The sequence below is a fragment of the Lysobacter sp. yr284 genome, assembly GCF_900107375.1.
Taxonomy (GTDB): domain Bacteria; phylum Pseudomonadota; class Gammaproteobacteria; order Xanthomonadales; family Xanthomonadaceae; genus Lysobacter.
The window spans coordinates 7,501-33,472 of the sequence record NZ_FNPT01000021.1 but is presented as its reverse complement, the minus strand read 5'-3'; the positions used below and the strand labels follow the sequence as shown (position 1 = coordinate 33,472).

Here is a 25,972-nt window from a genome sequence, read left to right as displayed (position 1 = left end):
AGGCCGGCACGCCGCGTCAATGCTCGCGTTCGTACTCCAGGAACGCCTGCAGCGCCGGCGCGCGCGGGCGGTTGGCCAGTTCCAGCCGGTACAGCGGGCGGCTCAGCGTCTCGTCTTCGCCCAGCGCGATCGGCCGCACGCGCTGCATCAGGATCAGGTCGGCGACCACGGTCGCCGGCAGCAGGGCGATGCCGACGCCGGCCACCACCGCGCGGGCGATCGCCTCGCTGCTGCCGATCTCCATGGTCCGCTCCGGCGCGATGCCGCGCGCGGCGAACAGCGACTGGGCGACCTGGCGGGTGCCCGAGCCGGGTTCGCGCAGCAGCCAGGTCTGGCGCGACAGCTCGGCGATCGACGGCCGCCGGCGCAGCCCGAGCGCGCTGTCGGCCGGCGCGACCAGCCGCAGCGGTTCGTCGCGCCAGTGGGCGACGGCGATGCGCGAGTCCTCGACGCTGCCCTCGACATAGCCGATGTCGACCGTGCAATCGATCACCGCGCGGCTGACTTCCTCAGTGTTGCCGACCACCAGCTCGGTCGTCAGCCGCGGATGCGCGCGCACGAACGGGCCCAGTTGCTGCGGCAGCCAGTAGGCCGCCACCGTGGTGCTGGCGCCGATGCGCAGGCGGCCCTGGCGCAGTTCGACCCGGTCGCGCACGTCCTCCATGGCGATGCGCTCCAGGGCGAAGATCGCGCGGGCGTGTTCGAACACGGCGCGGCCGTGGTCGGTCAGGGCGATGCCGTGGACGCCGCCGCGCACCGCCTTGCCGTCGCTGCCGGTGCGCTCCAGCAGCGGCAGGTCGAGCTGGTTCTCCAGTTCGCGCACCGCCTTGGACACCGCCGACTGGCTCACGAACAGGGTTTCGGCCGCGCGCGAGAAGCCTTGCTGCTCGACCACGGTCAGGAACACGCGCAGCAGGTGCAGGTTCATGGGTATGAGCTCAACTCATGGATCGTTGAATTATATGTATTGGACTCCGAAAAGGGGCGGGCCTACCGTGGCACCGCCTTTCCACACCGAGTACGCCGCCGTGTCCGCCGCCCTGACTCCGACCTCGCCCGTCCCCGCCGCCCCGCAAGGCGCGCACCGGCAACCGGGGTTCTGGCCCGGGCTGGCGCTGGCGGCGGCGATCGCGGCCGCGGCCATGGCCCTGGCGGCGCTGCCGGCGCTGCAGGCGGCCGGGCTCAGCGCGCTGACCCTGGCGATCGTGCTCGGCATCGCCGCGGGCAATACCGTGTTCCCGTCCATCGCCGGCAAGGTCGGCAGCGGCGTGGATTTCAGCAAGGCGATGCTGCTGCGCGCGGGCATCGTGCTGTACGGCTTCCGGGTGACCTTCCAGGAGATCGCCGGCGTCGGCGCGGCCGGGCTGGCGGTGGACATCGTCGTGGTCGCCGGCATCTTCAGTCTGGGCACCTGGCTCGGCACGCGCTGGTTGAAGCTCGACCGCGAGACCTCGATGCTGATCGGCGCCGGCAGCGCGATCTGCGGCGCGGCGGCGGTGATGGCGACCGAACCGGTGGTCAAGGGCCAGGCGCACAAGGTCTCGGTGGCGGTGGCCACGGTGGTGGTGTTCGGAACCCTGGGCATGTTCGTCTACCCCTGGGCCTACCCGTACCTGGGCCTGAGCGAGCACGCCTATGGCGTGTTCGCCGGCTCCACCATCCACGAGGTGGCGCAAGTCGTCGTCGCCGGGCGCGCGGTCAGCGAGCAGGCCGCGTCGGCGGCGGTGATCGAGAAGATGCTGCGGGTGATGCTGCTGGCGCCGTTCCTGCTGATCCTGTCCTCGCGCCTGGGCGCGGGCGGCGGCGCGGGCGCGGCCCGGTCGAAGATCGTGATCCCGTGGTTCGCGCTGCTGTTCGTCGCGGTCAGCGGGATCAATTCGCTGCACCTGCTGCCGGCGGCGTGGAAGGCCGCGATCGTCCAGCTCGATACCGTGCTGCTGGCGATGGCGATGGCCGCGCTGGGCCTGCGCACCCACATCGGCGCGATCCGCCAGGCCGGCGCCAAGCCGATGCTGTTGGCGGCGATCCTGTTCGCCACGCTCACCGTCGGCGGCTACGCGCTCAACGTCGGCGCGGCGAAGCTGTTCGGCTGAGCGCACGCACGCCGCAGGCGCGAGGTCGCGCCTGGACTCGCGCGGCGTCTGCACGCGTATCGCGAAACGGCTCCGCCTGTGGCGGAGCCGTTTGCTCGCCGGCTTCACTACGCATGCCTGCCGCATGCATCGGCGCTTTCGGCCCGCGCGCTCGCCGGCCCTCGATTGTCGTTTCAATCCGTGAATATGTGATGCGACGCGTGTTTCGACGCGTACGCGACGCTTGCGCGCTCGATTCGGCCGTCGCGCCGCGTGCCTAAGCTCAGCTCCGTTCGCGGTGGATCGACCGCGCCCCTGCCGTCGCGTGGTCGCGACCGGCAAGCGGCGATGCAGCCATGGACCCGCCGGGCGACTGCGGTCGCCTCAGCCACTCATCGTTGCAACGCAGACGGAGAACGATCCACATGCACAAGACCATCCTGGTAGCGTCCATCGCCGGCGCGATCGCGGCTGCGGCGAACCTCGCCGGCGCGCAGTCGGCCGCCGCGCCGGAACTGTTCCGCGCCCAGCCGTCGCGCGCCGCGGCGACCGCCGCGGTTCCGGCCCACGTCGACGGCATGCTGCGCGGCAAGAGCGCGCAGTGGGCCGCGGCGGTCTCGCTCGACCGCCAGTTGCTGGTCGACGGCCAGCGCGAGCTGGCGCTGAGCCTGCCGGAAGGCGCGCGCCTGCACATGCGCCTGGCCAAGTCGTATCGGACCGAGGGCGGCGACGTGGTGTGGTCGGGCGCCGACCGGCTGCTGGCCAACGGCCAGCTCAAGCTCGGCGCGCAGGCGCCGGCGACGGCGTTGTTCGTGGTTCGCGGCAACCGCGTCACCGGGCAGATCGCCACGGCTACGGGCGAGGTCTACGAAGTGCTGACCTCCGAGAACGGCGCGCAGCAGTATCTGGTCAAGCGCGATCCGGCCAGCCTGGAAGGCGGCGACGACACGCCGGCGCAGGTCGACCTGCCGCCGCAGCGCGACGGCGGCGTCGGCGCGCTCGCGTCGAAGGCGCTGCTGGCCGACCCGGTGGTGCGCATCCTGCAGGTCTACACCCCGGAGGCGGTCAGCGAACTGGGCGGCGAGAACTCGGCCACCGACCGCGCCGCGTTCTTCATCGCCCAGTCGAACACCGCGTTCGCCAACAACGCGTTGGCGGTGCGCTTCCAGAGCGCCGGCGTGCGCTTCGCCAGCCAGGGGCAGGCGACCGATATTTCCGACACGCTGGTCTCGCGCATCAAGGGCACCAGCGACGGCTGGTACGACGCTTATTCCACCACCGAGCGCGACAGCACCGCCGCCGACCTGGTGACCCTGGTGGTCCGCGACGGCCTGAAGACCAGCAGCGGCGGCCTGCTGTGCGGCCAGGCCGCGGCGATCGGCGCGAGCGCGGCCAACGGCTTTTTCGTCCAGAACCACTCGTGCAGCACCTTCACCTTCGTGCACGAGGCGGCGCACCTGTTCGGCGCCCGCCACGACAACGACCCCAACACCACGCCGTTCTCGTACGGCCACGGCTACGTCAATTCGAGCGGCAACTTCCGCACGATCATGGCGGTGAACTCGAACCCGCAGCCGCGCATCGGCTACTTCTCCACGACCGACCAGAGCTACGTGTCCGGCGGCGTGAGCCGGCCGCTGGGCACCAGCACTCGCAACAACGAGCGGGTCATGCGCGAGCGCGCGGCGGCGATGGCGGCGTTCCGCTGATCGGCTTGCGGCCCGGAGCCCGCCGGGCTCCGGATCGCAAGCGTGTGCGGCAAGCTCCCTGTAGGAGCTGCGCAAGCTGCGACCGCGTTGCAGCCGTTTGCGTCGTAAGCGCGATGTCGCGGTCGCGGCTCGCGCCGCTCCTACAGTCGTACTACGTACAGCCCCGCGAGTGCGGGGCTTTTTCGTTGCGTAACCCGCGGGCGATTTACTCGCCCAACGCCTGCGCCACGAACGCCGGCGTCGACAGCGCGCCGTGGTGGATGCCGGCGTTGTAGTACTTGGTCGCGAAGGCCTTGGCCTGGGCGTCGTCCTGGCGGAAGTCGAAACCGCCGGCCTTGCGCGCCAGGGTGCAGCTCCACCAGCCGGTCGGGTAGCACGGCTGCGGGAACGGCAGGGTCTTGAAGGTATTGAAACCCGCCTTGCCCATCTCGGTGCGCATTTCCTGGATCAGCTTGAGCAGCATCAGCGGCGATTCGGACTGCTGGACCAGGATGCCGTCCTCGCGCAGGGCGCGGAAGCAGCTGTCGTAGAAGGCCTTGTTGAACAGGCCCTCGGCCGGGCCGACCGGGTCGGTGGAGTCGACGATGATGAGGTCGACGCTGCCGGCCGGGCGGTTGGCCATGTAGGCGATGCCGTCGTCGAACAGCAGCTGCGCGCGCTGGTCGCCGTTGCTGTCGCACAGTTCCGGGAACCACTTCTCGGCCATGCGCGTGACCTGCTCGTCGATGTCGCACTGCACGGCTTCCTCGACGCCGGGGTGCTTGAGCACCTCGCGCAGGGTGCCGCAGTCGCCGCCGCCGATGATGACCACGTTCTTGGGCGCGGCGTGGGTGAACAGCGCCGGGTGCGACATCATCTCGTGGTAGAGGAAGTTGTCGCGCGTGGTCAGCATGACCGCGCCGTCGATCAGCATCAGGTTGCCCCAGTCGGTGGTCTCGAAGATCTCGATCTTCTGGAACGGCGACTGCACCTCGTCGAGCTTGCGGGTGATGCGATAGCCGATGGACGAGCCGGTCGGCTCGAAGTTCTCGTAGTGCCACTGGGCTTCGTTGGTCATGCGCGTGCTCCTGGGTCGGACGATTGCTGGTGCGGCCAGCCTGATCGGGACGGCGCGGGCGGGCCCGGCCGGCGGCGCCCGGGCGGCGCCGGGCTTGGGGCGCGGATTGTAGCGGACCGGTATGAACGTACGTCGCGCGGGCCGGGCCGGCGGCGCCGGGCGACGGCCGCGGGGGCGCCGCCGCGGCGGGCCGGGCGCCGCGATTTTGCCGATCCGGCCGTTCGCGCGCGGCGCGGACGGTCCCCCGGAAGGACGCGGCCTGTAGAATGCGCCTTCCCCACGTTTTCCACGGTAACGCGCCGATGTCCGACTGGTCGCTCGATCAGGCCCGCAAGACCTATTCGATCCCGCATTGGTCCGAAGGTTACTTCGACATCGACGGCGCCGGCCGGATCGTGGTCAAGCCGCGCGGCGAGCGCGGCCCGACCGTGCCGCTGCCCGAGGTGGTCGACGCCGCGCGCGAGGCCGGCGCCAAGCTGCCGCTGCTGGTGCGCTTCCCCGACATCCTCGGCGACCGCCTGGGCAAGCTGCAGGGCGCGTTCGACCAGGCGATGAAGGACTGGGACTACGCCGGCGGCTACACCGCGGTCTATCCGATCAAGGTCAACCAGCACCAGGGCGTGGCCGGCACGCTGGCCTCGCACGCGGGCGAGGGCTTCGGCCTGGAAGCCGGCAGCAAGCCCGAGCTGATGGCGGTGCTGGCGCTGAGCCGGCCCGGCGGGCTGATCGTGTGCAACGGCTACAAGGACCGCGAGTACATCCGCCTGGCCCTGATCGGCCGCAAGCTCGGCATGGAGACCTACATCGTGGTCGAAAAGCCGTCCGAGCTTGCGCTGGTGTTCGAGGAGGCCAAGGCCCTCGACGTCAAGCCGGGCCTGGGCGTGCGCATGCGTCTGGCCTCGCTGGGCGCCGGCAAGTGGCAGAACAGCGGCGGCGACAAGGCCAAGTTCGGGCTCAGCCCGCGCCAGGTGCTGGACCTGTGGAAGCAGCTGCGCGACAACGGCCTGCAGGATTGCCTGGGCCTGCTGCACTTCCACATGGGCTCGCAGATCTCCAACGTGCGCGACATCGCCAACGGCATGCGCGAGGCCACGCGCTACTTCGTCGAACTGTCCAAGCTCGGCGCCAAGGTGCGCTACATGGACGTCGGCGGCGGCCTGGGCATCGACTACGAAGGCACCCGTTCGCGCAGCTATTGCTCGATCAACTACGGCGTCAACCAGTACGCGTCGAACATCGTCCAGCCGCTGGCCGAGGCCTGCCAGGAATACGGGCTGCCGCCGCCGCGCGTGGTCACCGAGTGCGGCCGCGCGATGACCGCGCACCACGCGGTGCTGGTCGCCAACGTGTCGGAGATCGAGGAGGCGCCCGAAGGCCGGGTGCCGCCCGCGCACGAGGACGAGCCGGCGGTGATCCGCCACCTGCGCGAGATCCACGACGAACTCGGCCAGCGCCCGGCGGTGGAGCTGTTCCACGAAGCCCAGCACCACCACGGCGAAGGCCTGTCGCTGTACGCGCTGGGCCAGATCGACCTGACCCACCGCGCGCGCATCGACGACCTGTTCTACGCGATCGCCCACGCCGTGCGCGCGCGCCTGGACGTCGGCGAGAAGAGCCACCGCGACCTGCTCGACGAGCTCAACGAGCGCCTGGTCGACAAGTACTTCGTCAATTTCAGCGTGTTCGAGTCGATGCCCGACGTGTGGGCGATCGACCAGGTGTTCCCGATCGCGCCGATCGAGCGGCTGGACGAGAAGCCGCAACGGCGCGGCGTGATCGCCGACCTGACCTGCGATTCGGACGGCAAGATCGACACCTACGTCGAGAACGAAGGCCTGGACAGCTCGCTGCCGCTGCATGCGCTCAAGCCCGGCGAGAGCTACCGGCTCGGGTTCTTCCTGGTCGGTGCGTACCAGGAAATCCTCGGCGACATCCACAACCTGTTCGGCGACACCGACGCGGTGGAAGTGCGCGCCGACGGCGACGGCTACCGCTTCGCCCAGCAGCGCCGCGGCGACACCACCGACGTCATGCTCGACTACGTGGGCTACAAGCTGTCCGAGCTGCGCGCGACCTATCGCGCCAAGGTCGAGGCCGCGGGCCTGCCGGCGCAGGAGGCCGCGCGCCTGGAAGCGGCGCTGGAGACCGGCCTGACCGGCTACACCTATCTCGACGACACCCCGCTGGCCTGAGGAGGCGCGATGAATCGCTACCTGGTGATGGTCATGCGCCTGCCGCAGTTCGACACCGAGCAGATCGGCCCGCACCGCGAGTTCCTCGACGGCCTGCGCGCGCAGGCGCGGCTGGAGCTGTCCGGCGGCTTCGGCGACAAGACCGGCGGCGCCTACGTCCTGCGCGCGGTCGACCTGGAAGAGGCGCGGGTGCTGGCCTTCGGCGATCCGCTGCACCTGACCGGGTCCTCGCGGGTCGACGTGTACGAGTGGCAGGCGGCCTGAATCGGGGTTGAGGCGCCCGGCGGGCGCCGCCCGGCGCCGGCGCCGCCGCGCTTCGGGCGCCCGGCGCCGGCGATGGACTGTTCAACGACGCCGGCGGCCGCCGTGGGCGGCGGCCGGGAGCGGGATGTCCCCGACGCGCCGCCGGCCTCGGCCCGGTCGGGTGCGAGCGCCGGGCCGCGACGGCGGACCGAGCGCGGAACGCGGCGATGCCGCATCATGGTTTGGCAACAATCAGCGCCCGGACGGGCAGAAGGTTCGAAATGAAAGCAGGGGTGATCGGTCTGGGAGCGATGGGCGCGCCGATGGCGCGCTACATACATGCCACGGGGGGGCTGACCGCGGTCGGCAACCGGACCCAGGCCAAGGCCGACGCGCTGGCGTCGGAACTGGGCGTGCGCGCGGCGCGGTCGGCGGCGAACTTCGCCGATTGCGACGTGGTGATCCTGTGCGTGTCGCTCGATGCGGACGTGCTGGAGAACGTGGCCGCGCTGGCCGAGGTGCTCAAGCCGGGCGCGATCGTGGTCGACCACTCGACCGTCTCGGTCGAGACCGCGCGCCGCGCCGCGGCGACGCTGGGCGTGCACGACATCGGCTTCCTCGATGCGCCGGTATCCGGCGGCGTGGAAGGCGCGCGCAACGGCAAGCTGTCGATCATGGTCGGCGGCGACGCGGCCCAGCTCGAGCGCGTGCACGCGATCGTCGACAGCTACGCCGCGCGCATCACCCACATGGGCGGCACCGGCGCCGGTCAGGCGACCAAGGCGATCAACCAGGTGCTGGTGGCCGGCATCAACGAGGCGGTGTGCGAAGGCCTGGCGCTGGGCGAGAAGCTCGGCCTGGACGCGGACAAGCTGCTGCCGACGCTGATGGCCGGCGCGGCCAGCAACTGGTTCCTCGACAAGCGCGGCGCGACCATGCTGCGCGACGAGTTCGCGCCCGGCTTCAAGTGCCAGCACATGCTCAAGGACCTGCGCATCGTCCAGGGCATCGCCCGCGACACCGGCATCCGCACCGCCACCCTCGACCAGGCCGCGGCCGACTACGCCGAACTGATCGAACGCGGCTACGGCGAAGCCGACACCTCGGCGCTGATCGCGCTCAAGCGCGCCCGCGCCCAGGCGGAAAGCGACGCGGCCTGAGCCCGCGCCGCCGCGCAGCCCGGCGCAAGCCGGGCCGCGCGAACTCCCGCGCGCCGTGAATCCGCACCGCCCCCTGCAGGAGCGGCGCTAGCCGCGACCGCGCCACCGCAGCCACGACGATTCCCGCCGACACCCCGTGCCGGCGCAGCGACCGGCACGCGCCGCCGCGAACCGGGGGCAGCCCCCTGTAGGAGCGGCGCAAGCCGCGACCGCGCCACCGCAACCACGACGATTCCCGCCGACACCCCGTGCCGGCGCAGCGACCGGCACGCACCGCCGAGAACCTGCGGCAGCCCCCTGTAGGAGCGGCGCCAGCCGCGACCGCGCCACCGCAACCACGACGACTCCAGCCGATAGCCCGCTGCAGTGCAGCGGCCCGGCCCTGCCGCGCGCCTCGACGCCGCGGATGGGCAACGGTGGGTTTCGCACGGCGCAGGCCGCTCGGCGCGCGGTCGCCAGCGATCAACCGATGCATCGCGGTTCAGACGGCGGGCCACGGGTTTGGGGCGTCGTAGTTGCGGTGGCGCGGTCGCGGCTTGCGCCGCTCCTACAGGTAGGAGCGGGCACAGACGCGGGTTTCCGTAGCGAAGGAAAAACGCCGATCCGGCGTCAGCGGCGCATCAGGCCGTCGCGGCCGAGCGCGCCGAAGCGCTTGCGCCCGAACCGTTCGCCCAGCAAGGCGCCGGCGAAGGCCGCGGCCAGGGTCAGCGCGATCGCCAGCGCGTTGTACTTCAACGCCCCGCCCAGCGAGCGCATCGGCGGCGGGCTGTCGGGCAGGGCCATCGAGACCACGGTGAACAGGGTCAGCGCCCACATCGCGCCCAGCAGCAGCAAGGCGATCCAGCGGAAGTGGGCGTGGCGGGCCAGTGCGCCGCCGAGGAACATCGAGACCAGGGCCGCCAACACGTCGATCAGGGGCAGCGGGCCGATGCCGGTGTCGACCGCCTGACGCGCATCCAGGCCGAACAGTTTGGTCAGCAATCCGAACAGCAACAGCATGCCTGCCCCGCCCAGGCAGCCCAGAAGAATGCGCTTGTCCATCCCATCCCCAAACGACGTGCAATCAGCCGGCGAAGTCTATGCGGCGCCTGTACGGGCCAGGGTGACCGGCGTCGCGCTGTGGCCGGGCGCGCTGCCGGAAGGCGTGCGTACGCCGACGCGCGGTTGCGGGCAATCGGTATTCCGGGTTGCGTCCGCGCGGCAGGCGCGCGCTGCGGGAGGGGCTTGGGCCCCGCTGCCTTGCGCTCGGGTCGCGGCGATCTGCGCCCAAGGCATCGGGCCTGAAGGGCCCGGCACAAACGAACGCCCGGCAGGGCCGGGCGTCGTAGGCGGCGAGAGGGCGGTGCGACGCCTTACTGCACCTTGATCGCCATCCCCGGCAGGCCGCCGTCGGCGAGCTTGCGCTTGGCGTCGGCGAGGTCGCCGGCGGTGCCGTACGGCCCCATGCGCACGCGGTAGACGGTCTTGCCGCCGATCTGCGCCGATTCCACCCGCGCGCCGAGGCCGAGCATGGCGATCTTGGCCTTCATCTCCTCGGCCTGGCCGGAGGCCTGGAACGCGCCGGCCTGCAGCAGGTAGCGGGTGTTGTCGCTGACCGCCGGAGCGGCCGCGGCGGCGACGCCAGCGGCGGCCGGCGCGGCGGCGCCGCTGCCCTGGGCGGCGGCCACGACCGGCGGCTTGGGCGCGACCGAAGCCGGCGGCGGGGTGGCGGTGGCGACCTGGGCCGGCGGCTTGGACGGCGCCGGGGCGATGGTGTCGACCGGCTTGGGCAGGGTGGTCGCGACCGCGCCCGAAGCCGGCGCGGCGGTCGCCGGGTTGGCCGCGGCGGCCTGGCCGGTGCGCCGCTGCTGGGCGGCGCGGCGCTGTTCCTCGGCGGCTTCGGTGGCGGCGAGCTCGGCGTCGCTCATCTCCACTTCCTTGCCGGGCAGCAGCTTGTAGAAGTCGTACTCGGGGCCGTCCTTGGGCTTGTCGGCGGCGGCGCCCTTGGGCTTGTCGGCCTTGGCCTGGCCCTCGGCGCGGGCGGGCCGGGTGCTGCCTTCCGGCGCGACCGAGTCCTCCTCGGCGCTGACCGCGGCCGGCTGCGCGTCGGGGTTGGGCTGCGGGCGGAAGAAGCCGTCGCCCTTGCCGTCGGCCTTGAAGTACTTGGGCACCACCAGGATCAGCACGACCCCGAGCAGCAGCCCGAGCACGCCCCAGGCCCAGCCGGGCAGGCTGTCGTTGCCCTGGTTGTTGCGCTTGGCCTGCGATTTGCCGCGTCGTGCTGCCACTTACATCACCTCCGGGGCGTGGATACCCAACAGTTCCAGACCGTTCGCCAGGACCTGGCGGGTCGCCATCGCCAGCACCAGCCGCGCGTGGCGCTGGGCATCGTCGTCGACCAGGAACTGGTGATCGTTGTAATACGTCTGGAAGGCCTGCGCCAACTCCAGCAGGTAGGCGGCCACCTGGTGCGGTTCCAGGTCGCGCCCGGCGGCGGCGACCACGTCGGGGAAGCGCAGGATCGTCACGATCAGCTCGTGCGCGGCGACGTCGTCCAGGTCCAGCGGCTGGGCCAGGCCGTGGGCCTGGTCGTAGGACAGGCCGCGTTCGTTCAGCTGCCGCACCAGGCCGTGCATGCGCGCATGCGAGACCTGCACGTAGTAGACCGGATTGTCCATCGACTGCGAGCGCGCCAGGTCGATGTCGAAGGTCAGCTGCGAATCGGGCTTGCGCGCGATCAGGAACCAGCGCACCGCGTCGCGGCCGGTCTCGTCGATCAGGTCGCGCAGGGTCAGGTAACTGCCGGCGCGCTTGGAGATCTTCACCTCCTCGCCGCCGCGCATCACCGTGACCATCTGGTGCAGCACGTACTCCGGCCAACCCTGCGGGATGCCGGCGTCGAGCGCCTGCAGGCCGGCGAGCACGCGCGCGAGCGAGCCGTGGTGGTCCGAGCCCAGCTCGGTGATCGCGCGCTGGTAGCCGCGCTGCCACTTGCTGAGGTGATAGGCCACGTCCGGCACGAAGTAGGTGTAGCTGCCGTCGGACTTGCGCATCACCCGGTCTTTGTCGTCGCCGAAGTCGGTCGAGCGCAGCCACAGCGCGCCGCCTTCCTCGTAGGTGTGGCCGTGGGCGACCAGCTCGCGCACGGTCTCCTCGACCTTGTCCTGCTCGTACAGCGCGCTTTCCAGGAAGTAGACGTCGAAGCCGACGCCGAACGCGGCCAGGTCCTCGTTCTGCTCGCGGCGCAGGTAGGCCACGGCGAACTGGCGGATCGCGTCGAGGTCCTCGACCTCGCCCTTGCCGGTGACGGCGTGGTTCTCGAACTCGACGGTGGCGCCGTCGAGGTAGGCGCGGGCGACGTCGCCGATGTAGTCGCCGTTGTAGGCGCCTTCCGGCCAGCCTTCGTCGCCCGGCTTGAGGCCGCGCGCGCGCGCCTGGGTCGAGACGGCGAGATTGTTGATCTGCACGCCGGCGTCGTTGTAGTAGAACTCGCGCATCACGTCCCAGCCGTTGGCCTGGAGCACGCGCGCGATGCAGTCGCCGATCGCGCCGCCGCGGCCGTGGCCGACGTGCAGCGGGCCGGTCGGGTTGGCCGAGACGAACTCGACGCCGGCGCGGCGGCCGGCGCCGCTGGCGTTGCGGCCGTAGTTCGCGCCCTGGGCGAAGACCTCGCCGATCTGGCGGCGCCAGGCGGATTCGTCGACGCTGAAGTTGATGAAGCCCGGACCGGCGATCTCGACCTTGGCGAAGTCGGCGTTGGCCGGCAGCGCGGCGACCAGCTTCTGCGCCAGCTCGCGCGGATTGGCCCGCGCCGGCTTGGCCAGCAGCATCGCGGCGTTGGTGGAGAAATCGCCTTGGCCGCGGTTCTTCGGGCGCTCGATGACGAAGTCGGGCGTGGACAGGTCGGCCGGCACGGTGCCGGCGTCGCGCAGGGCGTCGATGGCCTGCGCGACCAGAGCGTGGAGGGTGGCTTTCACGGGAGATGCGCTTTCGCGGGGCGTTGCGGAACCGCGCATTTTACTCGCTTCCGCGCGGCCTGGGCGGCCGTTTCCGGGACGCGGCGATCGGCGCCGGCGGATACGTGAACGGCGCCGCCGCCGTGCCGGGCCTTCACTGCCCGCTCACTGCGGCCCGCCGCCTGCCGGCGCCTAGATCCACCCGCGCATCGCCATCGACACCGGCTTGCCGTCGCCGATCACGAAATGGTCGAGCAGGCGCACGTCGATCAGCGCCAGCGCCTGCTTCAGCCGCAGGGTCACCGCGCGGTCGGCCGGGCTGGGCTCGGCGTTGCCGCTGGGGTGGTTGTGGCCGACGATCACGGCCGCGGCGTTGTGCTGCAGCGCCTGCCGCACCACTTCGCGCGGGTGCACCTCGGCGCCGTCGACGGTGCCCTGGAACAGTTCCTCGTAGCCGATCACGCCGTGGCGGCTGTTGAGGAACAGCGCCGCGAACACCTCGTGCGGGCGGCCGCGCAGTTTCTGTGCCAGGTAGCGGCCGGCCGAGGGCGGATCGGTGACCGCGCTGCCGCGTTCGAGTTCGGCCATCTGGCTGCGCGCGGCCAGTTCCAGCGCGGCCTTGAGCGCGCAGGCGCGGGCCTTGCCGATGCCGCGCATGCGCAGCAGCCGGGCCGGCGGCTGCTCCAGCAAGGCGTGCAGCGGGCCGTGCTCGTTCAGCAGGCGGCGGGCGGTGCCGACCGCGTCGTGGCCGCGCACGCCCGAGCCGAGGATCAGCGCCAGCAATTCGGCGTCCGACAGCGTGGTGGCGCCGCGGGCGAGGAGTTTTTCGCGCGGCCGCTCCGCGCTGGGCCATTCTTGGATTCGCATGGCCGCATCGTGGCGGCGAACGCGGCGCGAGGTGATCGGGACGCGACGGCCCATCGGGTAAGCTATCGGCTTGGGCGGAGGTAGGAAATCGCCGGGCCGCCGCGGCCGGCCGAGTCGCTCCGCCCGCAGTGCGAACACCCGTCAGCAAGAACTCCAGCGAGCCCGGCCGAACATGGCGCAAGACCCCACCCCGCCGCTGCACGCCCAACGCATCGTGCTTTGCGTCTGCGGCGGCATCGCCGCCTACAAGGCCGCCGACCTGGTGCGCCGCCTGCAGGACGCCGGCGCCCAGGTGCGCGTGGCGATGACCGAGAACGCCACCCGCTTCGTCGGCCCGGCCACGTTCCAGGCGCTGTCCGGCCAGCCGGTGCGCACCTCGCTGTGGGACGAGGCCGCCGAACTGGCGATGGGCCACATCGAGCTGGCGCGCTGGGCGCAGCGGATCCTGATCGCGCCGGCCACCGCCGACATGATCGCCAAGCTCGCCCACGGCTTCGCCGACGACCTCATCAGCACCCTGTGCCTGGCCTCGGAGGCGCCGGTGACGGTCGCCCCGGCGATGAACCACCGCATGTGGGGCCACCCGGCCACCCAGGCCAACGTCGCCACCCTGCGCAGCCGCGGGGTGAGCTTCCTCGGCCCGGGCGAGGGCCGCATGGCCGAGCCCGAATCCGGCCCGGGCCGCCTGCTGGAGCCGCACGAGATCGTGGCCGCCCTGGCCCGGGAGGCCCGCGCATGAGCGCCGCCAGCCTCGGCGGACGCCGCATCGTGGTCAGCGCCGGCCCGACCTACGAGGACATCGACCCGGTCCGCTTCATCGGCAACCGCAGCAGCGGCAAGATGGGGTTCGCGATCGCCGAAGCCGCCGCCCGCCGCGGCGCGCAGGTGGTGCTGGTGGCCGGCCCGGTGTCGCTGCCGACCCCGTCGGGCCTGCAGCGCGTGGACGTGCGCTCGGCCCGGCAGATGCGCGAGGCGGTGATCGCCCAGCTCCCGGCCGACGTCTACATCGGCGCCGCCGCGGTCGCCGACTACGCCCCGGCCGAGATCGCCCCGGGCAAGATCAAGAAGAAGGACGAGCGGCTGACCCTGGCGCTGGTGCGCACGCCCGACATCCTGGCCGAGGTCGCGGTGCACGCGCGCCGCCCGACCGTGGTGGTCGGCTTCGCCGCCGAGACCCACGACGTGGAGTTCTACGCCCGCGGCAAGCTGGAGAAGAAGAAGGTCGACATGATCGCCGCCAACCGCGTCGGCGTGTCCGGCAGCGGCTTCGAGAGCGACGACAACGCCCTGACCGTGTACTGGCGCGACGGCGAGCGCGCGCTCGGGCCGGCGCCGAAGACCGCGCTGGCCGACGAACTGCTCGACCTGATCCTGGCGCGCTGGCCGGCCTGAGCCCCGGCGCGCCGTCGTTTTTTTGAAAGACCGCTCGTTTCGGAAGACCGCATGCACCACACCCTGGAACTGAAGATCCTCGACCCGCGTTTCGGCGGCGAGTGGCCGTTGCCCGCCTACGCGACCCCGGCCAGCGCCGGCCTGGACCTGCGCGCCGCGCTGGAGCAGCCGCTGACGCTGCAGCCCGGCGACGCCGCGCTGCTGCCGTCGGGCCTGGCGATCCATCTCGGCGATCCGGGCCTGTGCGCGGTGGTGCTGCCGCGTTCGGGCCTGGGCCACAAGCACGGCATCGTGCTCGGCAACGGCACCGGCCTGATCGACGCCGACTACCAGGGGCCGCTGCTGATCAGCGTGTGGAACCGCGGCGGCGAGGCTTATACGATCCAGCCGGGCGACCGCGTCGCCCAGTTGGTGGTGCTGCCGATCGTGCGCGCGAGCCTGCAGGTGGTCGAGCAGTTCCAGGCCAGCGAGCGCGGCGAGGGCGGCTTCGGCCACACCGGCGTGCGCTGAACCCCGCGTCGTGGCCCTGGGGGAGGGCGGCGGCACGAAGCTGGCACGCATCGTGCTTGTGACTTTGCGGATGCCCGCCGCGATCGGCACGATCGCCGCGCGGGCCGGGGACCCACCGCGACGGACCGCGACCGCGCGCTCGATCCGCGCTTTCGGCCTGTGCCGAGGCGCAGTCGACGGACGCGGCCGCCGCGGGCGGGGCAGACTGGGCGGCCTTGGCCGCCGCCCGCCCGGGACAGAACACTCTTAGGGGAAGGTTGCAGGTTATGGTCGAAGTAAAGCTGGAAAAGCCGCAGATCTCCGCGGCGCAACTCAAGCCCGCGCTGTTGCCGGCGGCCGCGCTGTGCGGCGTGCTGGCGCTGTGGATGGCCTGGGCCGGGGTGCAGCAGCACCTCGACGCCTCGCGCCGCTCCGACCTGATCCGGGTGCGCGACACCGCCGTGACCAGCGCCCACGACGCGCTCGGGGCCGAGCACAAGCGCCTGCGCGAGCGCCTGGAATCGGCGCCGATGCAGGCCGCGCTGCAGGCCGGCGACTTCAAGGCCGCCAGCGCCGAACTGGGCAAGGACTGGCCCGGCGCCAGCGACGGCGTGGTGCTGCCGCCGGACCTGGCCGAGCAATACGCGGCCCTGCCCAAGAGCGGCTACGGCCGGCTCGGGGCGATGGAAGCGGCGATCGTCGCCGACAAGCCGATGGCGGCGATCGTGCGCGACGGCGGCAAGTCGGTGCTGGCGATGGCCGCGCCGGCGCGGGTCGGCGAACAACTGGTCGGCGTGGCCTACCTGCAGCTGCCGCTGCAGCGCGTCGGCGACGGCGTGGAGAAGGCCGACCTCGGCAGCGACAGCTACTTGGCCCTGCGCCAGGGCGGCTTCAGCGTGATCGAGCGCGGCGACACCGCGCTCAACAACGGCGCCGAAGCGCTGGCGGCGAAGATCCCCGGCAGCGACCTGCGCGTGGCCGCGGCGGTGCCCGACATCGCCGGCGGTCCGCTCGGCATGGGCGCGTTGGCGTGCTTCATCGCCGCGGTGGTGCTGGCCCTGCTCGCGTTCGTGCTGGTGCGCGTGCGCCAGCGCCTGGGCCGTGCGGGCGGCCCGGTGGAGGACGAAGGTCCTGTTCAGACGCTGGCTGAGACCATGAGCGCCCCCCTACCCGAAGCGAACGCAGTGACCGTGAGCGAGAACACCTCCCAGGCCGCGTCGCGGCCGCTGGCCGTGGACAACGGCATCTTCCGCGCCTACGACATCCGCGGCGTGGTCGGCCAGAACCTCGATCCGGGCATCGCCGAAATGATCGGCCACGCCGTCGGCTCGGTCATGCACGACCAGGGCCTGAGCGAGATCGTCGTCGGCCGCGACGGCCGCCTGTCCGGCCCGAGCCTGATGGACGGCCTGATCGCCGGCCTGCGCAAGGCCGGCCGCAACGTCACCGACATCGGCCTGGCGCCGACCCCGGTGACCTACTTCGGCGCCTACCACCTGCGCGCGGGCTCCTGCGTGTCGCTGACCGGCAGCCACAATCCGCCGGACTACAACGGCTTCAAGATCGTGGTCGGCGGCGAGACCCTGTCGGGCGACGCCATTACCGATCTCTATCGCCGCATCGTCGGCGGCCGCCTGCACACCGCCGACGAGCCGGGCACGCTGACCGAGCGCGACATCTCCGAGGACTACGTCCAGCGGATCGCGTCCGACATCCAGATCGACCGCCCGCTCAAGGTCGTGGTCGACGCCGGCAACGGCGTGGCCGGCGACATCGGCCCGCGCGTGCTGGCCGCGATCGGCGCCGAGGTCACCCCGCTGTACTGCGAGATCGACGGCGAATTCCCCAACCACCACCCCGATCCGAGCGAGCCGCACAACCTGGTCGACCTGATCAAGATGGTGCAGCGCCTGGACGCCGACCTGGGCATCGCCTTCGACGGCGACGGCGACCGCCTCGGCGTGGTCACCCGCGACGGCCAGAACATCTTCCCCGACCGCCTGCTGATGCTGTTCGCCGCCGACGTGCTCGAGCGCAACCCGGGCGCGATGATCATCTACGACGTCAAGTGCACCGGCCGCCTGCCGGGCCACATCCTGCGCCACGGCGGCAGCCCGCTGATGTGGAAGACCGGCCACTCGCTGATCAAGGCCAAGATGCGCGAGACCGACGCGGAGCTGGCCGGCGAGATGAGCGGCCACTTCTTCTTCAAGGAGCGCTGGTACGGCTTCGACGACGGCATCTACTCGGCCGCGCGCCTGCTCGAGATCCTGGCCGCGCAGCCCGACAGCCCGAGCCAGACCCTCAACGCGCTGCCCAACGGCGTGGCCACCCCGGAGATCAAGGTCGACGCGCCCGACGGCGACCCGCACAGCTTCGTCGAGCGCTTCCGCAACGAGGCCTCGTTCGAGGGCGCGCGCCTGTCGACCATCGACGGCCTGCGCGTGGACTTCCCCGACGGCTGGGGCCTGGTGCGCGCGTCCAACACCACGCCGATCCTGGTGATGCGCTTCGACGCCGACAGCCAGGCCGCGATGGAGCGCATCCAGGGGCTGTTCCGCGCTCAGCTGCACGCGATCAAGCCGGATCTGGCGCTGCCGTTCTGACGCGCCGCGCCGGCGCGCCCGGTTCCCGGCGCGCCGGCCCCGGCCGGCAGCGGATGCCCCAACGAAAACGCCGCGGCTGGCCGCGGCGTTTTCGTTTTCCAAGGCCGCCGTTCGCCGGCGTCGCCGCTTCGCGCCGCCGGAGCGCTCAGCCGCCGCGGGCGTTCTTGGCCTTGAGCGCGTTGTAGCGCTCCAGCGCGGTGGCCAGATCCTCGTCGGCGAGGCTGCGTTCGAGCAACTGCTGCTTGAGCACGTCCTGCTGGTGCAGCAGCTCGTCGTGCTGGCCGCGCACGTTCTGGGCCAGGGTCTTGCCGACCGGCTTGCCGTTGAGCTCGGCCTCGCCGGCCTTGCGCAGCAGGCTCAGCACGGTCTGGCGGCGGCCCTCGATGCCCAGCTGCGAGGCCTTGACCGTCTCGTCCAGCAGCACGATCCGCTCCTGGAAGGATTTGCGCAGGTCTTCCTCGGTAGCGTAGGACTCGGCCATGGCGCGGTCGCGGCGCTTGAGCGCTTCGGCCGCCAGCTCGGCGCTGCGCTGCGCGCGCGCGGCCTGGTCGGCGGCGACGCGCTCGTCCGCGGTCAGCGCGCGGTCGACCTGGGCGGTGGCCATGCCGCTCTTGGCGCTGATCTCGGTGCGGGCGCTGTCGACCGCGTGCGCCGGCAGGGCGTCGCCGCAGACCTTGCGGCCGGCCTCGTTCCAGCAGTACAGCTTCTTGGCCTTGGGCGCGGTCTGGGCGCCGGCGAGCGGGGCGGCCAGGGCGAGCGCTACCGCGGCGGCGAGCAGGGGAATCAGGGCTTTCATGTCGCGTTCTCGCCTTCGGGCTGTCTGTCGAAGAGGCGTTGACGCAAGAGTCGGGCCATGGCCCGGAAATTACTTGTGACGAACTGCTCAGTTTTGCGCCTGCGCCCGGCCCCCGCGGGCCGGGCGCGGCGCCGGCGCTCAGGCCTCGCGGCCGTACGCGGCGCGGTAGCCGAGCAGGCGCTCGCGTTGGGCGGAAAACTCGGCGCTGGCGCCGGTGAAGGCGAGCAGGTCGTCGAGGGTGGCGATCGCGATCACCGGCAGGCCGTGTTCGATTGCGACAGTTTCTGCCGCCGAGCGTCGGGATTGTGCAGGGTCCACGGCTTCCTGCCGGTCCAGGGCGATGACGATGCCGGCGACCGTGCCGCCGGCCTCGCCGATCAGGCCGAGCGCTTCGCGGATCGCGGTGCCGGCGGTGATCACGTCGTCGACGATCAGCACCCGGCGCCCGGCCAGCGGCGCGCCGATCAGCATGCCGCCCTCGCCGTGGGCCTTGGCTTCCTTGCGGTTGAACGCCAGTGGCAGGTCGCGGCCGCGGCCGGCGTACTCGCAGCCCAGCGCGGTGGCCAGCGGGATGCCCTTGTAGGCGGGGCCGAACAGCAGGTCGAAGTCGAGCCCGGCGGCGTCGATGGCGTCGGCGTAGCAGCCGGCCAGGCCGGCCAGCGCGGCGCCGGAGTCGAAACGCCCGGCGTTGAAGAAGTACGGGCTGACCCGGCCGGACTTGAGGGTGAACTCGCCGAAGCGCAGGGCGTCGGCCTTGAGGGCCAGTTGCAGGAAGCGGGTGCGGTGGTCAGTCATGGCGCGGTCGCAGTGGGGGAGGGGGAGGGTGGCGCCAGCCGCAGCAGCATCAGGTGCTGCGGGCCGGCCGAGCCGCCGTGATAGAGCTCGCCGGTGTCGTGGAAGCCGGCCTTGCGGTAGGCGGCGATGGCGGCGAGGTTGCGCACGTTGACCGTCAGCGCCAGCAGGCGCCGCTGCGGATGGCGCAGGCGCAGGTCCTCGACGCAGGCGCGCATCGCCGCGGTGCCGTAGCCGCGGCCCTGTTCGCGCCGGTCGATCGCATAGGCGCGCAGGCCGACGCTGGGCTCGCCCAGCGCGCGCCCGGCGATCGCGTTCACGCTGAAGTCCAGGCGGTAGAAGCCGACCACGCGCTCGCCGGCCAGCACCGCCATGGCCTCGCTGTGCGGGTCCAGCCGGGTCTGTTCGAGGTTGTAGGCGGTGTCGCCGACGAAGGGCAGCTGTTCGGGCGCGACCTGCAGCATGCGCACGGCCGGGGCCAGCATCGGCGAGACCACGCCGACGCGCACGATCGGCGGCGCGGCGCGCGCGTCCGCGGGGGCTGCGCTGTCGGGGACGGGGCTCATGCGCGGCATGATACCCGCGCCCGGCCGGTTGCTATGATCGTGCGCACTTCCCGCCCCGGAACGCGCATGCGCATCATCAGTTTCAACGCCAACGGCCTGCGTTCGGCCACCACCAAGGGTTTCTTCGACTGGTTCAAGGCCCAGGACGCCGACGTGCTGTGCGTGCAGGAGACCAAGGCCCAGGAGCACCAGCTTACCGGCCCGGAATTCCTGCCCGAGGGCTACCGCGCCTATTTCCGCGACGCGATCACCAAGAAGGGCTACAGCGGCGTGGCGATCTACGCCAAACGCGAGCCCGACGAAGTGCGCACCGCGCTGGGCTGGGCTCCGTTCGACGACGAGGGCCGCTACATCGAGGCGCGCTTCGGCAACCTCAGCGTGGTCTCGTTCTACATCCCGTCGGGGTCCTCCGGCGAGCTGCGCCAGGGCTTCAAGTTCGAAGTGATGCAGTGGCTCAAGCCGATCCTGGACGAGTGGCTGGCCAGCGGCCGCGACTACGTCCTGTGCGGCGACTGGAACATCGTGCGCAGCCGCCTGGACATCAAGAACTGGACCAGCAACCAGAAGAACTCCGGTTGCCTGCCGCCGGAGCGCGACTGGCTCAACGGCGTGTGCGCCGACGACAGCGGCTGGGTCGACGCCTACCGCGCGCTCAACGCCGAAGGCCAGGACTACACCTGGTGGAGCAACCGCGGCGCCGCGCGCGCCAACGACGTGGGCTGGCGCATCGATTACCAGTTCGCCACTCCGAGCCTGCGCAGCAAGCTGCGCGGCTGCTCGATCCTGAAAGACCCGCGCTTCTCCGACCACGCCCCGTTCACGGTCGACTATGACGCCTGAGCCCGGCGCTCCGGCTGCGGCCGGCGCCGCGCCGCCGCCGGCGCGCAAGGGCTGGCGGCTGGTGCTGAGCAACCTGCGCCAGCCCAAGGTGCTGGCGATGCTGTTGCTGGGCTTCAGCTCGGGCATCCCGATCTACCTGGTCGGCAACACCCTGGGCTACTGGATGCGCGAGAACGCGATCGAGCTCAGCACGATCGGGTTCCTGTCCTGGGTCGGCCTGGCGTACTCGCTGAAGTTCGTGTGGGCGCCGCTGGTCGACAAGATCGACGCGCCGGTGCTGGGCCGCTGGCTCGGCCGCCGCCGCGGCTGGATGCTGCTGTCGCAGCTGGTCGCCGCCGTCGCCCTGGTCGGCATGGCCCTGGTCGAGCCGCGCCAGGGCGAACTGCTCGTGGCCGGCGTCGCGCTCGACCAACTGGTGGTGTTCGGCGCGCTGGCGCTGGTGGTGGCGTTCGCCTCGGCGACCCAGGACATCGTCATCGACGCCTGGCGCATCGAGAGCGCCGACAACGCCGAACAACAGGGCCTGCTGACCTCGACCGCGACCCTGGGCTACCGCGGCGCGCTGCTGGTCACCGACTCGCTGATCCTGATCCTGGCCGCGCACGCGGGCTGGTCGCTGTCCTACGAAATCATGGCGCTGCTGCTCGGCGTGGGCGTGTTCGCCACGCTGCGCGCGCGCGAGCCGCAGGCCAGCCTGATCGCCGCGGCCGCTCCGCACCCGGCGCTGTTCACCGCGCGCGGCCTGTTCGACGCGGTGATCGGCCCGTTCGTAGCGTTCTTCCGCCAGCACGGCCGGCTGGCCCTGCTGATCCTGCTGGCGATCAGCCTGTACCGGCTGCCGGACTTCCTGCTCGGGCCGATGGCCAACCCGTTCTACGCCGACCTGAAGATGGACAAGGAAACCGTCGGCGCGGTGCGCGGCTCGTTCGGCCTGGTCGCGACCATCGCCGGCGTCGCCGCCGCCGGCCTGACCGCGGTGCGCTTCGGTTTCATCCCGACCCTGATCGCTGGCGCCGTGCTCGGCCCGGCCTCGAACCTGGCCTTCGCCTACCTGGCCCTGCACGGCAGCGACGCCAGTGTGTTCACCGCGGCGATGGTGATCGACAACTTCTGCAACGGCTACGCCGGCGTGGCCCTGGTCGGCTACATGTCGAGCCTGACCAACATCGGCTACACCGCCACCCAGTACGCCCTGCTGAGCTCGTTCTATGCCCTGCTCGGCAAGCTGCTCAAGGGCCTGTCGGGGGTCGCGGTGACCGAACTGGCCGTCGGCCGCACCTTGCTGGAGGGCTATGCGCTGTTCTTCGCCGGCACCGCCCTGGTCGGCGTGCCGGCGCTGGTGCTGTGCATCGCCCTGGCGCTGCGCCGGCCGGCGCCCGTCAGCACCCCGCATGCCTGAACGCCGCCGCGCAGGTGCCGGCGAAGGCGTGTCGGTGAACGCGGTTCAGCCAATTTCGTGTTGCGCAGCGCAGGGTCGGGATGGCAATTTGCCACACAGTGACCGACATCATCCTGCACAACCTGGACCCCGTACTCTCCGACCGGTTGCGCCGGGTGGCGGAAACGCGCGGCTGGAGCCTGCAGCGCACGGCCCTGCACCTGATCGAGACCGGCCTGTTCGCAGTCGAGGCTGAGATGGCCGGTCGCTTCGAAGACCACGACAGCCGCGCGCTGAAGGAAGCGATCGCCGCGCTGGAAGGCATCCCCAGCGACCCCGGTTTCGCCCTGATCGGCCGCGCCGACCCCCAGGCCGCCCCGGCGGCGCGCCCGGCCGGCCCGGACCTCAGCGGCCTGGAGCTGCTGGAAGAATTCCGCCCGAACCGCGAAGGCTGATCCGCTCGCGGCGCCCGCCGGTCCTGCAAGACCCTCCGGTGGCTTCAGTCGCTCCGTGTAGGAGCGGCGCAAGCCGCGACCGCGCCAATCGAACAACGATGCCACGTCCCGCAGCCCGGATCGCCGCGCCACGCCCTCGCAATCCCCCGGCCGACAACCGCCCGTGTCGCGGCTCGCGCCGCTCCTGCAAGACTTTTCGGCAGTTTCGATCGCTCCCTGTAGGAGCGGCGCAAGCCGCGACCGCGCCAATCGAACCACGGCGCAACGTCCCGCAGCCCGGATCGCCACGCCGCGCCACGCCCTCGTAATTCCTCGGCCACCAAACGTCCGCGCCCCGGCTCGCGCCGCTCCTGCACTGGCCTTCGGCCGCTAGGCCGGATGCACCGTCCCCAGCACCCGCAACCCGCGCGCGCCGGTCACGCTGGGCAGGTTGCCCGGCTGTCCCGCCAGGGTCTGCCGCGCCAGCCAGGCGAAGCCCATCGCCTCGACGAAATCCGGATCCAGCCCATAGGCCTGGGTCGTCTCCACCGCCACCCCCGGCAGCCGCGCCGCCAGCCGCGCCAGCAGCGCGCCGTTGCGCACTCCGCCGCCGCAGGCCAGCACCCGCCGCGTCGCCGGCTGCTGCGCGCGCAGCGCCTGGGCGATGGTGACCGCGCTGAGTTCCAGCAGCGTCGCCTGCACGTCCTGCGGCCGCTCGCCGCCGCCCAGGCGCGACTCGACCCAGTCCAGCTGGAACTGCTCGCGCCCGGTGCTCTTGGGCGGCGGCAGCGCGAACCACGGCTCGTCCAGCAGCCGCGCCAGCAGCGCCGGGTCGACTTCGCCGCCGGCCGCGAACGCGCCGTCGGCGTCGAAGGCCACGCCCAGGTGGCGCAGCGCCCAGGCGTCCATCAGGCAGTTGGCCGGCCCGGTGTCGAAGCCGCGCACCGCGCCGTGCGCCGGCAGCAGGGTGAAGTTGGCGATCCCGCCGAGGTTGAGCGCGGCGCGGTCCTCGTCAGGCGACCCCAGCAGCGCGGCGTGGAAGGCCGGCATTAGCGGCGCGCCGTGGCCGCCGGCAGCGACGTCGCGGCGACGGAAGTCGGCCACGGTGGCGATGCCGCAACGCTCGGCGATCACCGACCCGTCGCCGATCTGCCAGGTGAAGGGATGGCGGCCGTCGTAGGCCGCGCCGGCCGGGCGATGGCGCACGGTCTGGCCGTGCGAACCGATCGCGGCGACGTCGGCGGGCGCGACGCCGGCCTCGGCCAGCAGCGCGCGCGCGGCCGCGGCGAAGGCTTCGGCGGTCTGGATGTCGAGCGTGCCCAGTTCCTCCAGCGAACGCGCATCGCCGCCCTGGCCGAGCGCGACCAGGCGCTCGCGCAGCGGCGCGTCCCAGGCATAGGTGCGGCCGAGCACCAACTCGCAGCGGGTCGGCGCGGCGCCGGCCTCGAAGCGCACCAGCGCGGCGTCGATGCCGTCGGCGCTGGTGCCGGAGATCAGTCCAAGATAAAGGCCGGCGCCTGGCGCAGCGGCGTTGCCTCCAGCGGGGATCGAAGAATTCTCAACCATGAGGAATGTGTCCTAGGCCGGCGCCTGGCGCAGCGGCGTTGGCTCCAACTGGGATCGAAGAATTCTCAACCATGAGGAATGTTTCCAAGGCCTGCTTCCAACGTAGTGGTGTGCGCACCGGCGGGGATCGAAGCGTTCCCAACCATGACGAATGGGTCCAAGGCGACCGCGCATAGCGGCGTGCGTCCCAACCGGGATCGAAGCGCTCTCAATCATGAAAAAGCCCCGCGCCAGCGCTGGCGGCCACCCGGTCGCGATCGTCCGCAAGCCGCGCCGCGCATCCGCGCCGCCGCCGCGCAACGCCGCAGCATCCCGGGATTCGCACAAAAACGAAAGGGCCCCGCAGGGCCCTTGTCGTCGCGACCGCCGCGCCGCTCAACCGCGCGAGGTCTTTTTCTTCTTGCCCTTGGTCTTGGCCACCGCCACGGTCTTGGCGACGGCGGCGGCCGCGATCGTCGGCGCTACGGTGGGGGCCGGGCCGGCATCGGCGTAGATGATGTTCTCGACCTGGCGGATGCGCCCCAGCGCCACCGCGGTCTGCTGGCGGAATTGCGCCAGCGCCATGCCGCTGAGCGGTTCCGGCGGCGGCATGGTGATCGACAGCGGGTTGCGGTGCACGCCGTTGACGCGGAATTCGTAGTGCAGGTGCGGCCCGGTGGCCATGCCGGAACTGCCGACGTAGCCGATCACCGTGCCCTGCGGCACCCGCTGGCCCGGCTTGATCTTGCTGAAGTTCGACATGTGGCCGTACAGCGTGGTGTAGCCGCGGCCGTGGTCGAGGATCACCGCGCGGCCGTAGCCGCCCTTCCAGCCGACGAACTGCACGCGCGCGTCGCCGGCGGCCATGATCGGCGTGCCGGTGCCGGCCGCGTAGTCGACGCCGGCGTGCATGCGGATGCTGCCCAGCACCGGGTGGCGGCGGGTGCCGAAACCCGAGGTCAGGCGCGCGTACGGGATCGGCATGCGGATGAAGCTCTTCTTCAGCGGGCGGCCGTCGCCGGTGAAGTATTCGGGCTTGCCGCCGCGGTCGAAGCGGAAGCCGGTGTGCAGCTTGCCGTCGCTGGTGAAGGTCGCCGCCAGGATCGGGCCGGTGCTGATCAGCTCGCCCTCGCGCCAGGTCTGCTCGACCACCACGCTGAAGCGGTCGTCGGTGCCGACGTCTTCGTTGAAGTCGATGTCGTACTTGAAGATGTCGTCGGTCAGGGTGTTGATGTTGGCCGGGGTCAGGCCGACCTTGCGCGCCGAACGGAACAGCGACTTGCCGACCTTGCCGCTGAGCACCACGGTGCGGACCTGGCTCTGGCGGGCGATGACCTTCTTGTCGGTGACCTTGTCGCCGGCGATGCTCAGCTCGACCCGGTGGCCTTCGTCCTGGTCGTAGCGGAAGGTGCGCAGCGAGCCGTTGACCGGAATGTCGAACCCCAGCTCGGTGCCGGGCTTCATCCGCATCAGCGCTTCGCGCGCGCCGGGCTGCTCGAGGATCTGGCTCATCGTGGACTTGGGAATGTCCATGTCCTTGAACACCGAGCCCAGAGTCTGGCCGCGGTTGACCCGCACCAGCTGCCAGCTGTCGCCGGTCTCGCCCTTGAGCCGGGCCAGGGTCAGCGGCGGCAACGCCAGCGCCAGCGACTGGCGCGGCTCGTGCGCGCGCACCGAGGCGGTGGACTGGCTGAAACCGGGAACGACCGCGGCGACCATCATCCCCAGGGTCGCGAACAGACCGGCCTGGACCCACTGGCGCCCGCTCCAGCGGCCGTTGAAGCCGTCGGACAGATGGCGCGCCAGCACCTTCCGTTTCAGTGCCTTTTCCCGCAGGGCTTTCAGGCGTTCGCGTCGTTCGGCGCCCACACTGGAAGCCTGCTCGGGTACTGTCATGGA

General features: G+C 71.6%; 21 protein-coding genes and 1 pseudogene. 11 read left to right on the top strand and 11 right to left on the bottom strand.

The annotated features are described in order from the left end of the window. Positions 1-16: 16 nt before the first annotated feature. A complete protein-coding gene (locus tag BLV01_RS21225; RefSeq protein WP_091804834.1) occupies positions 17-928 on the bottom strand; it encodes a LysR family transcriptional regulator in 912 nt (303 codons plus the stop codon). Positions 929-1,109: 181 nt separating this feature from the next. On the opposite strand from BLV01_RS21225, the gene BLV01_RS21220 reads away from it, so the two are divergent. Together BLV01_RS21220 and BLV01_RS21215 are read left to right on the top strand one after the other, a co-directional pair. Then, entirely contained in the window at positions 1,110-2,093 is a 984-nt protein-coding gene (locus tag BLV01_RS21220; protein ID WP_256375629.1) for a YeiH family protein, read from the top strand. A 404-nt stretch (positions 2,094-2,497) separates the two neighbouring features. Beyond that, positions 2,498-3,781, top strand: a complete 1,284-nt coding sequence (locus BLV01_RS21215) for a M12 family metallo-peptidase (RefSeq protein WP_139178984.1) — start codon at positions 2,498-2,500, stop codon at positions 3,779-3,781. Between the two features lie 205 nt (positions 3,782-3,986). On the opposite strand, the gene speE is transcribed toward BLV01_RS21215, so the two are convergent. Next, complete coding sequence (gene speE, locus BLV01_RS21210) at positions 3,987-4,838, bottom strand: polyamine aminopropyltransferase (protein ID WP_091804824.1); 852 nt, start codon at positions 4,836-4,838, stop codon at positions 3,987-3,989. 302 nt (positions 4,839-5,140) lie between these two features. Between speE and speA the strand changes: the two genes are divergently transcribed. The 3 genes from speA to BLV01_RS21195 all read left to right on the top strand — a co-directional run bounded on the left by speA (position 5,141) and on the right by BLV01_RS21195 (position 8,433). Continuing rightward, on the top strand, positions 5,141-7,030 hold the full coding sequence (gene speA, locus BLV01_RS21205) for an arginine decarboxylase (protein WP_091804821.1): 1,890 nt from the start codon (positions 5,141-5,143) through the stop codon (positions 7,028-7,030). Positions 7,031-7,039: 9 nt separating this feature from the next. Beyond that, positions 7,040-7,294, top strand: a complete 255-nt coding sequence (locus BLV01_RS21200) for a YciI family protein (protein WP_091804819.1) — start codon at positions 7,040-7,042, stop codon at positions 7,292-7,294. A 260-nt stretch (positions 7,295-7,554) separates the two neighbouring features. Beyond that, complete coding sequence (locus BLV01_RS21195) at positions 7,555-8,433, top strand: NAD(P)-dependent oxidoreductase (protein ID WP_091804816.1); 879 nt, start codon at positions 7,555-7,557, stop codon at positions 8,431-8,433. A gap of 609 nt (positions 8,434-9,042) precedes the next feature. On the opposite strand, the gene BLV01_RS21190 is transcribed toward BLV01_RS21195, so the two are convergent. The 4 genes from BLV01_RS21190 to radC all read right to left on the bottom strand — a co-directional run bounded on the left by BLV01_RS21190 (position 9,043) and on the right by radC (position 13,235). Next, positions 9,043-9,432: a hypothetical protein gene (locus BLV01_RS21190; RefSeq protein ID WP_091804813.1), complete on the bottom strand. Its 390-nt coding sequence runs from the start codon at positions 9,430-9,432 to the stop codon at positions 9,043-9,045. Between the two features lie 353 nt (positions 9,433-9,785). Continuing rightward, positions 9,786-10,700: an SPOR domain-containing protein gene (locus tag BLV01_RS21185; protein WP_091804810.1), complete on the bottom strand. Its 915-nt coding sequence runs from the start codon at positions 10,698-10,700 to the stop codon at positions 9,786-9,788. Continuing rightward, positions 10,701-12,389: an arginine--tRNA ligase gene (argS, locus tag BLV01_RS21180; protein WP_091804807.1), complete on the bottom strand. Its 1,689-nt coding sequence runs from the start codon at positions 12,387-12,389 to the stop codon at positions 10,701-10,703. A gap of 171 nt (positions 12,390-12,560) precedes the next feature. Continuing rightward, positions 12,561-13,235, bottom strand: coding sequence for a RadC family protein (radC, locus tag BLV01_RS21175; RefSeq protein WP_091804940.1), 675 nt, complete (start codon positions 13,233-13,235; stop codon positions 12,561-12,563). Between the two features lie 172 nt (positions 13,236-13,407). Between radC and coaBC the strand changes: the two are divergent. The 3 genes and pseudogenes from coaBC (at position 13,408) to BLV01_RS21160 (ending at position 17,722) form a co-directional block, all read left to right on the top strand. Further along, positions 13,408-14,627: pseudogene (gene coaBC, locus BLV01_RS21170) on the top strand (bifunctional phosphopantothenoylcysteine decarboxylase/phosphopantothenate--cysteine ligase CoaBC). Between the two features lie 51 nt (positions 14,628-14,678). Then, positions 14,679-15,137, top strand: coding sequence for a dUTP diphosphatase (dut, locus tag BLV01_RS21165; protein ID WP_091804804.1), 459 nt, complete (start codon positions 14,679-14,681; stop codon positions 15,135-15,137). Positions 15,138-15,403: 266 nt separating this feature from the next. Continuing rightward, the gene (locus BLV01_RS21160) at positions 15,404-17,722 is read left to right on the top strand and encodes a phosphomannomutase/phosphoglucomutase (RefSeq protein ID WP_254782720.1); all 2,319 of its coding nucleotides are present in this window, start codon (positions 15,404-15,406) and stop codon (positions 17,720-17,722) included. Between the two features lie 145 nt (positions 17,723-17,867). Here the strand turns inward: BLV01_RS21160 and BLV01_RS21155 are convergent, their stop codons facing one another. The 3 genes from BLV01_RS21155 to BLV01_RS21145 all read right to left on the bottom strand — a co-directional run bounded on the left by BLV01_RS21155 (position 17,868) and on the right by BLV01_RS21145 (position 19,876). Next, positions 17,868-18,518, bottom strand: a complete 651-nt coding sequence (locus BLV01_RS21155; RefSeq protein ID WP_091804801.1) for a hypothetical protein — start codon at positions 18,516-18,518, stop codon at positions 17,868-17,870. A gap of 138 nt (positions 18,519-18,656) precedes the next feature. Continuing rightward, positions 18,657-19,313, bottom strand: a complete 657-nt coding sequence (pyrE, locus tag BLV01_RS21150; protein WP_091804798.1) for an orotate phosphoribosyltransferase — start codon at positions 19,311-19,313, stop codon at positions 18,657-18,659. After that, positions 19,310-19,876, bottom strand: a complete 567-nt coding sequence (locus tag BLV01_RS21145; protein WP_175486177.1) for a GNAT family N-acetyltransferase — start codon at positions 19,874-19,876, stop codon at positions 19,310-19,312. Before BLV01_RS21145 ends, pyrE begins: the two co-directional genes overlap by 4 nt. A 66-nt stretch (positions 19,877-19,942) precedes the next feature. Here BLV01_RS21145 and BLV01_RS21140 point away from each other — a divergent pair, with 66 nt between their 5' ends. From BLV01_RS21140 to BLV01_RS21130, 3 genes are all read left to right on the top strand, one after another. Beyond that, complete coding sequence (locus BLV01_RS21140; protein WP_091804793.1) at positions 19,943-20,716, top strand: exodeoxyribonuclease III; 774 nt, start codon at positions 19,943-19,945, stop codon at positions 20,714-20,716. Further along, on the top strand, positions 20,706-22,115 hold the full coding sequence (locus BLV01_RS21135; protein WP_091804790.1) for an AmpG family muropeptide MFS transporter: 1,410 nt from the start codon (positions 20,706-20,708) through the stop codon (positions 22,113-22,115). The genes BLV01_RS21140 and BLV01_RS21135 overlap by 11 nt, the downstream gene beginning before the upstream one ends. A gap of 98 nt (positions 22,116-22,213) precedes the next feature. Further along, positions 22,214-22,549: a hypothetical protein gene (locus tag BLV01_RS21130; protein WP_254782719.1), complete on the top strand. Its 336-nt coding sequence runs from the start codon at positions 22,214-22,216 to the stop codon at positions 22,547-22,549. Between the two features lie 369 nt (positions 22,550-22,918). Here BLV01_RS21130 and BLV01_RS21125 read toward each other — a convergent pair whose 3' ends face one another. Both BLV01_RS21125 and BLV01_RS21120 read right to left on the bottom strand, forming a co-directional pair. After that, the gene (locus BLV01_RS21125; RefSeq protein WP_091804787.1) at positions 22,919-24,094 is read right to left on the bottom strand and encodes an anhydro-N-acetylmuramic acid kinase; all 1,176 of its coding nucleotides are present in this window, start codon (positions 24,092-24,094) and stop codon (positions 22,919-22,921) included. Between the two features lie 375 nt (positions 24,095-24,469). After that, on the bottom strand, positions 24,470-25,969 hold the full coding sequence (locus tag BLV01_RS21120; protein ID WP_091804784.1) for a M23 family metallopeptidase: 1,500 nt from the start codon (positions 25,967-25,969) through the stop codon (positions 24,470-24,472). Between the last annotated feature and the right edge of the window lie 3 nt (positions 25,970-25,972).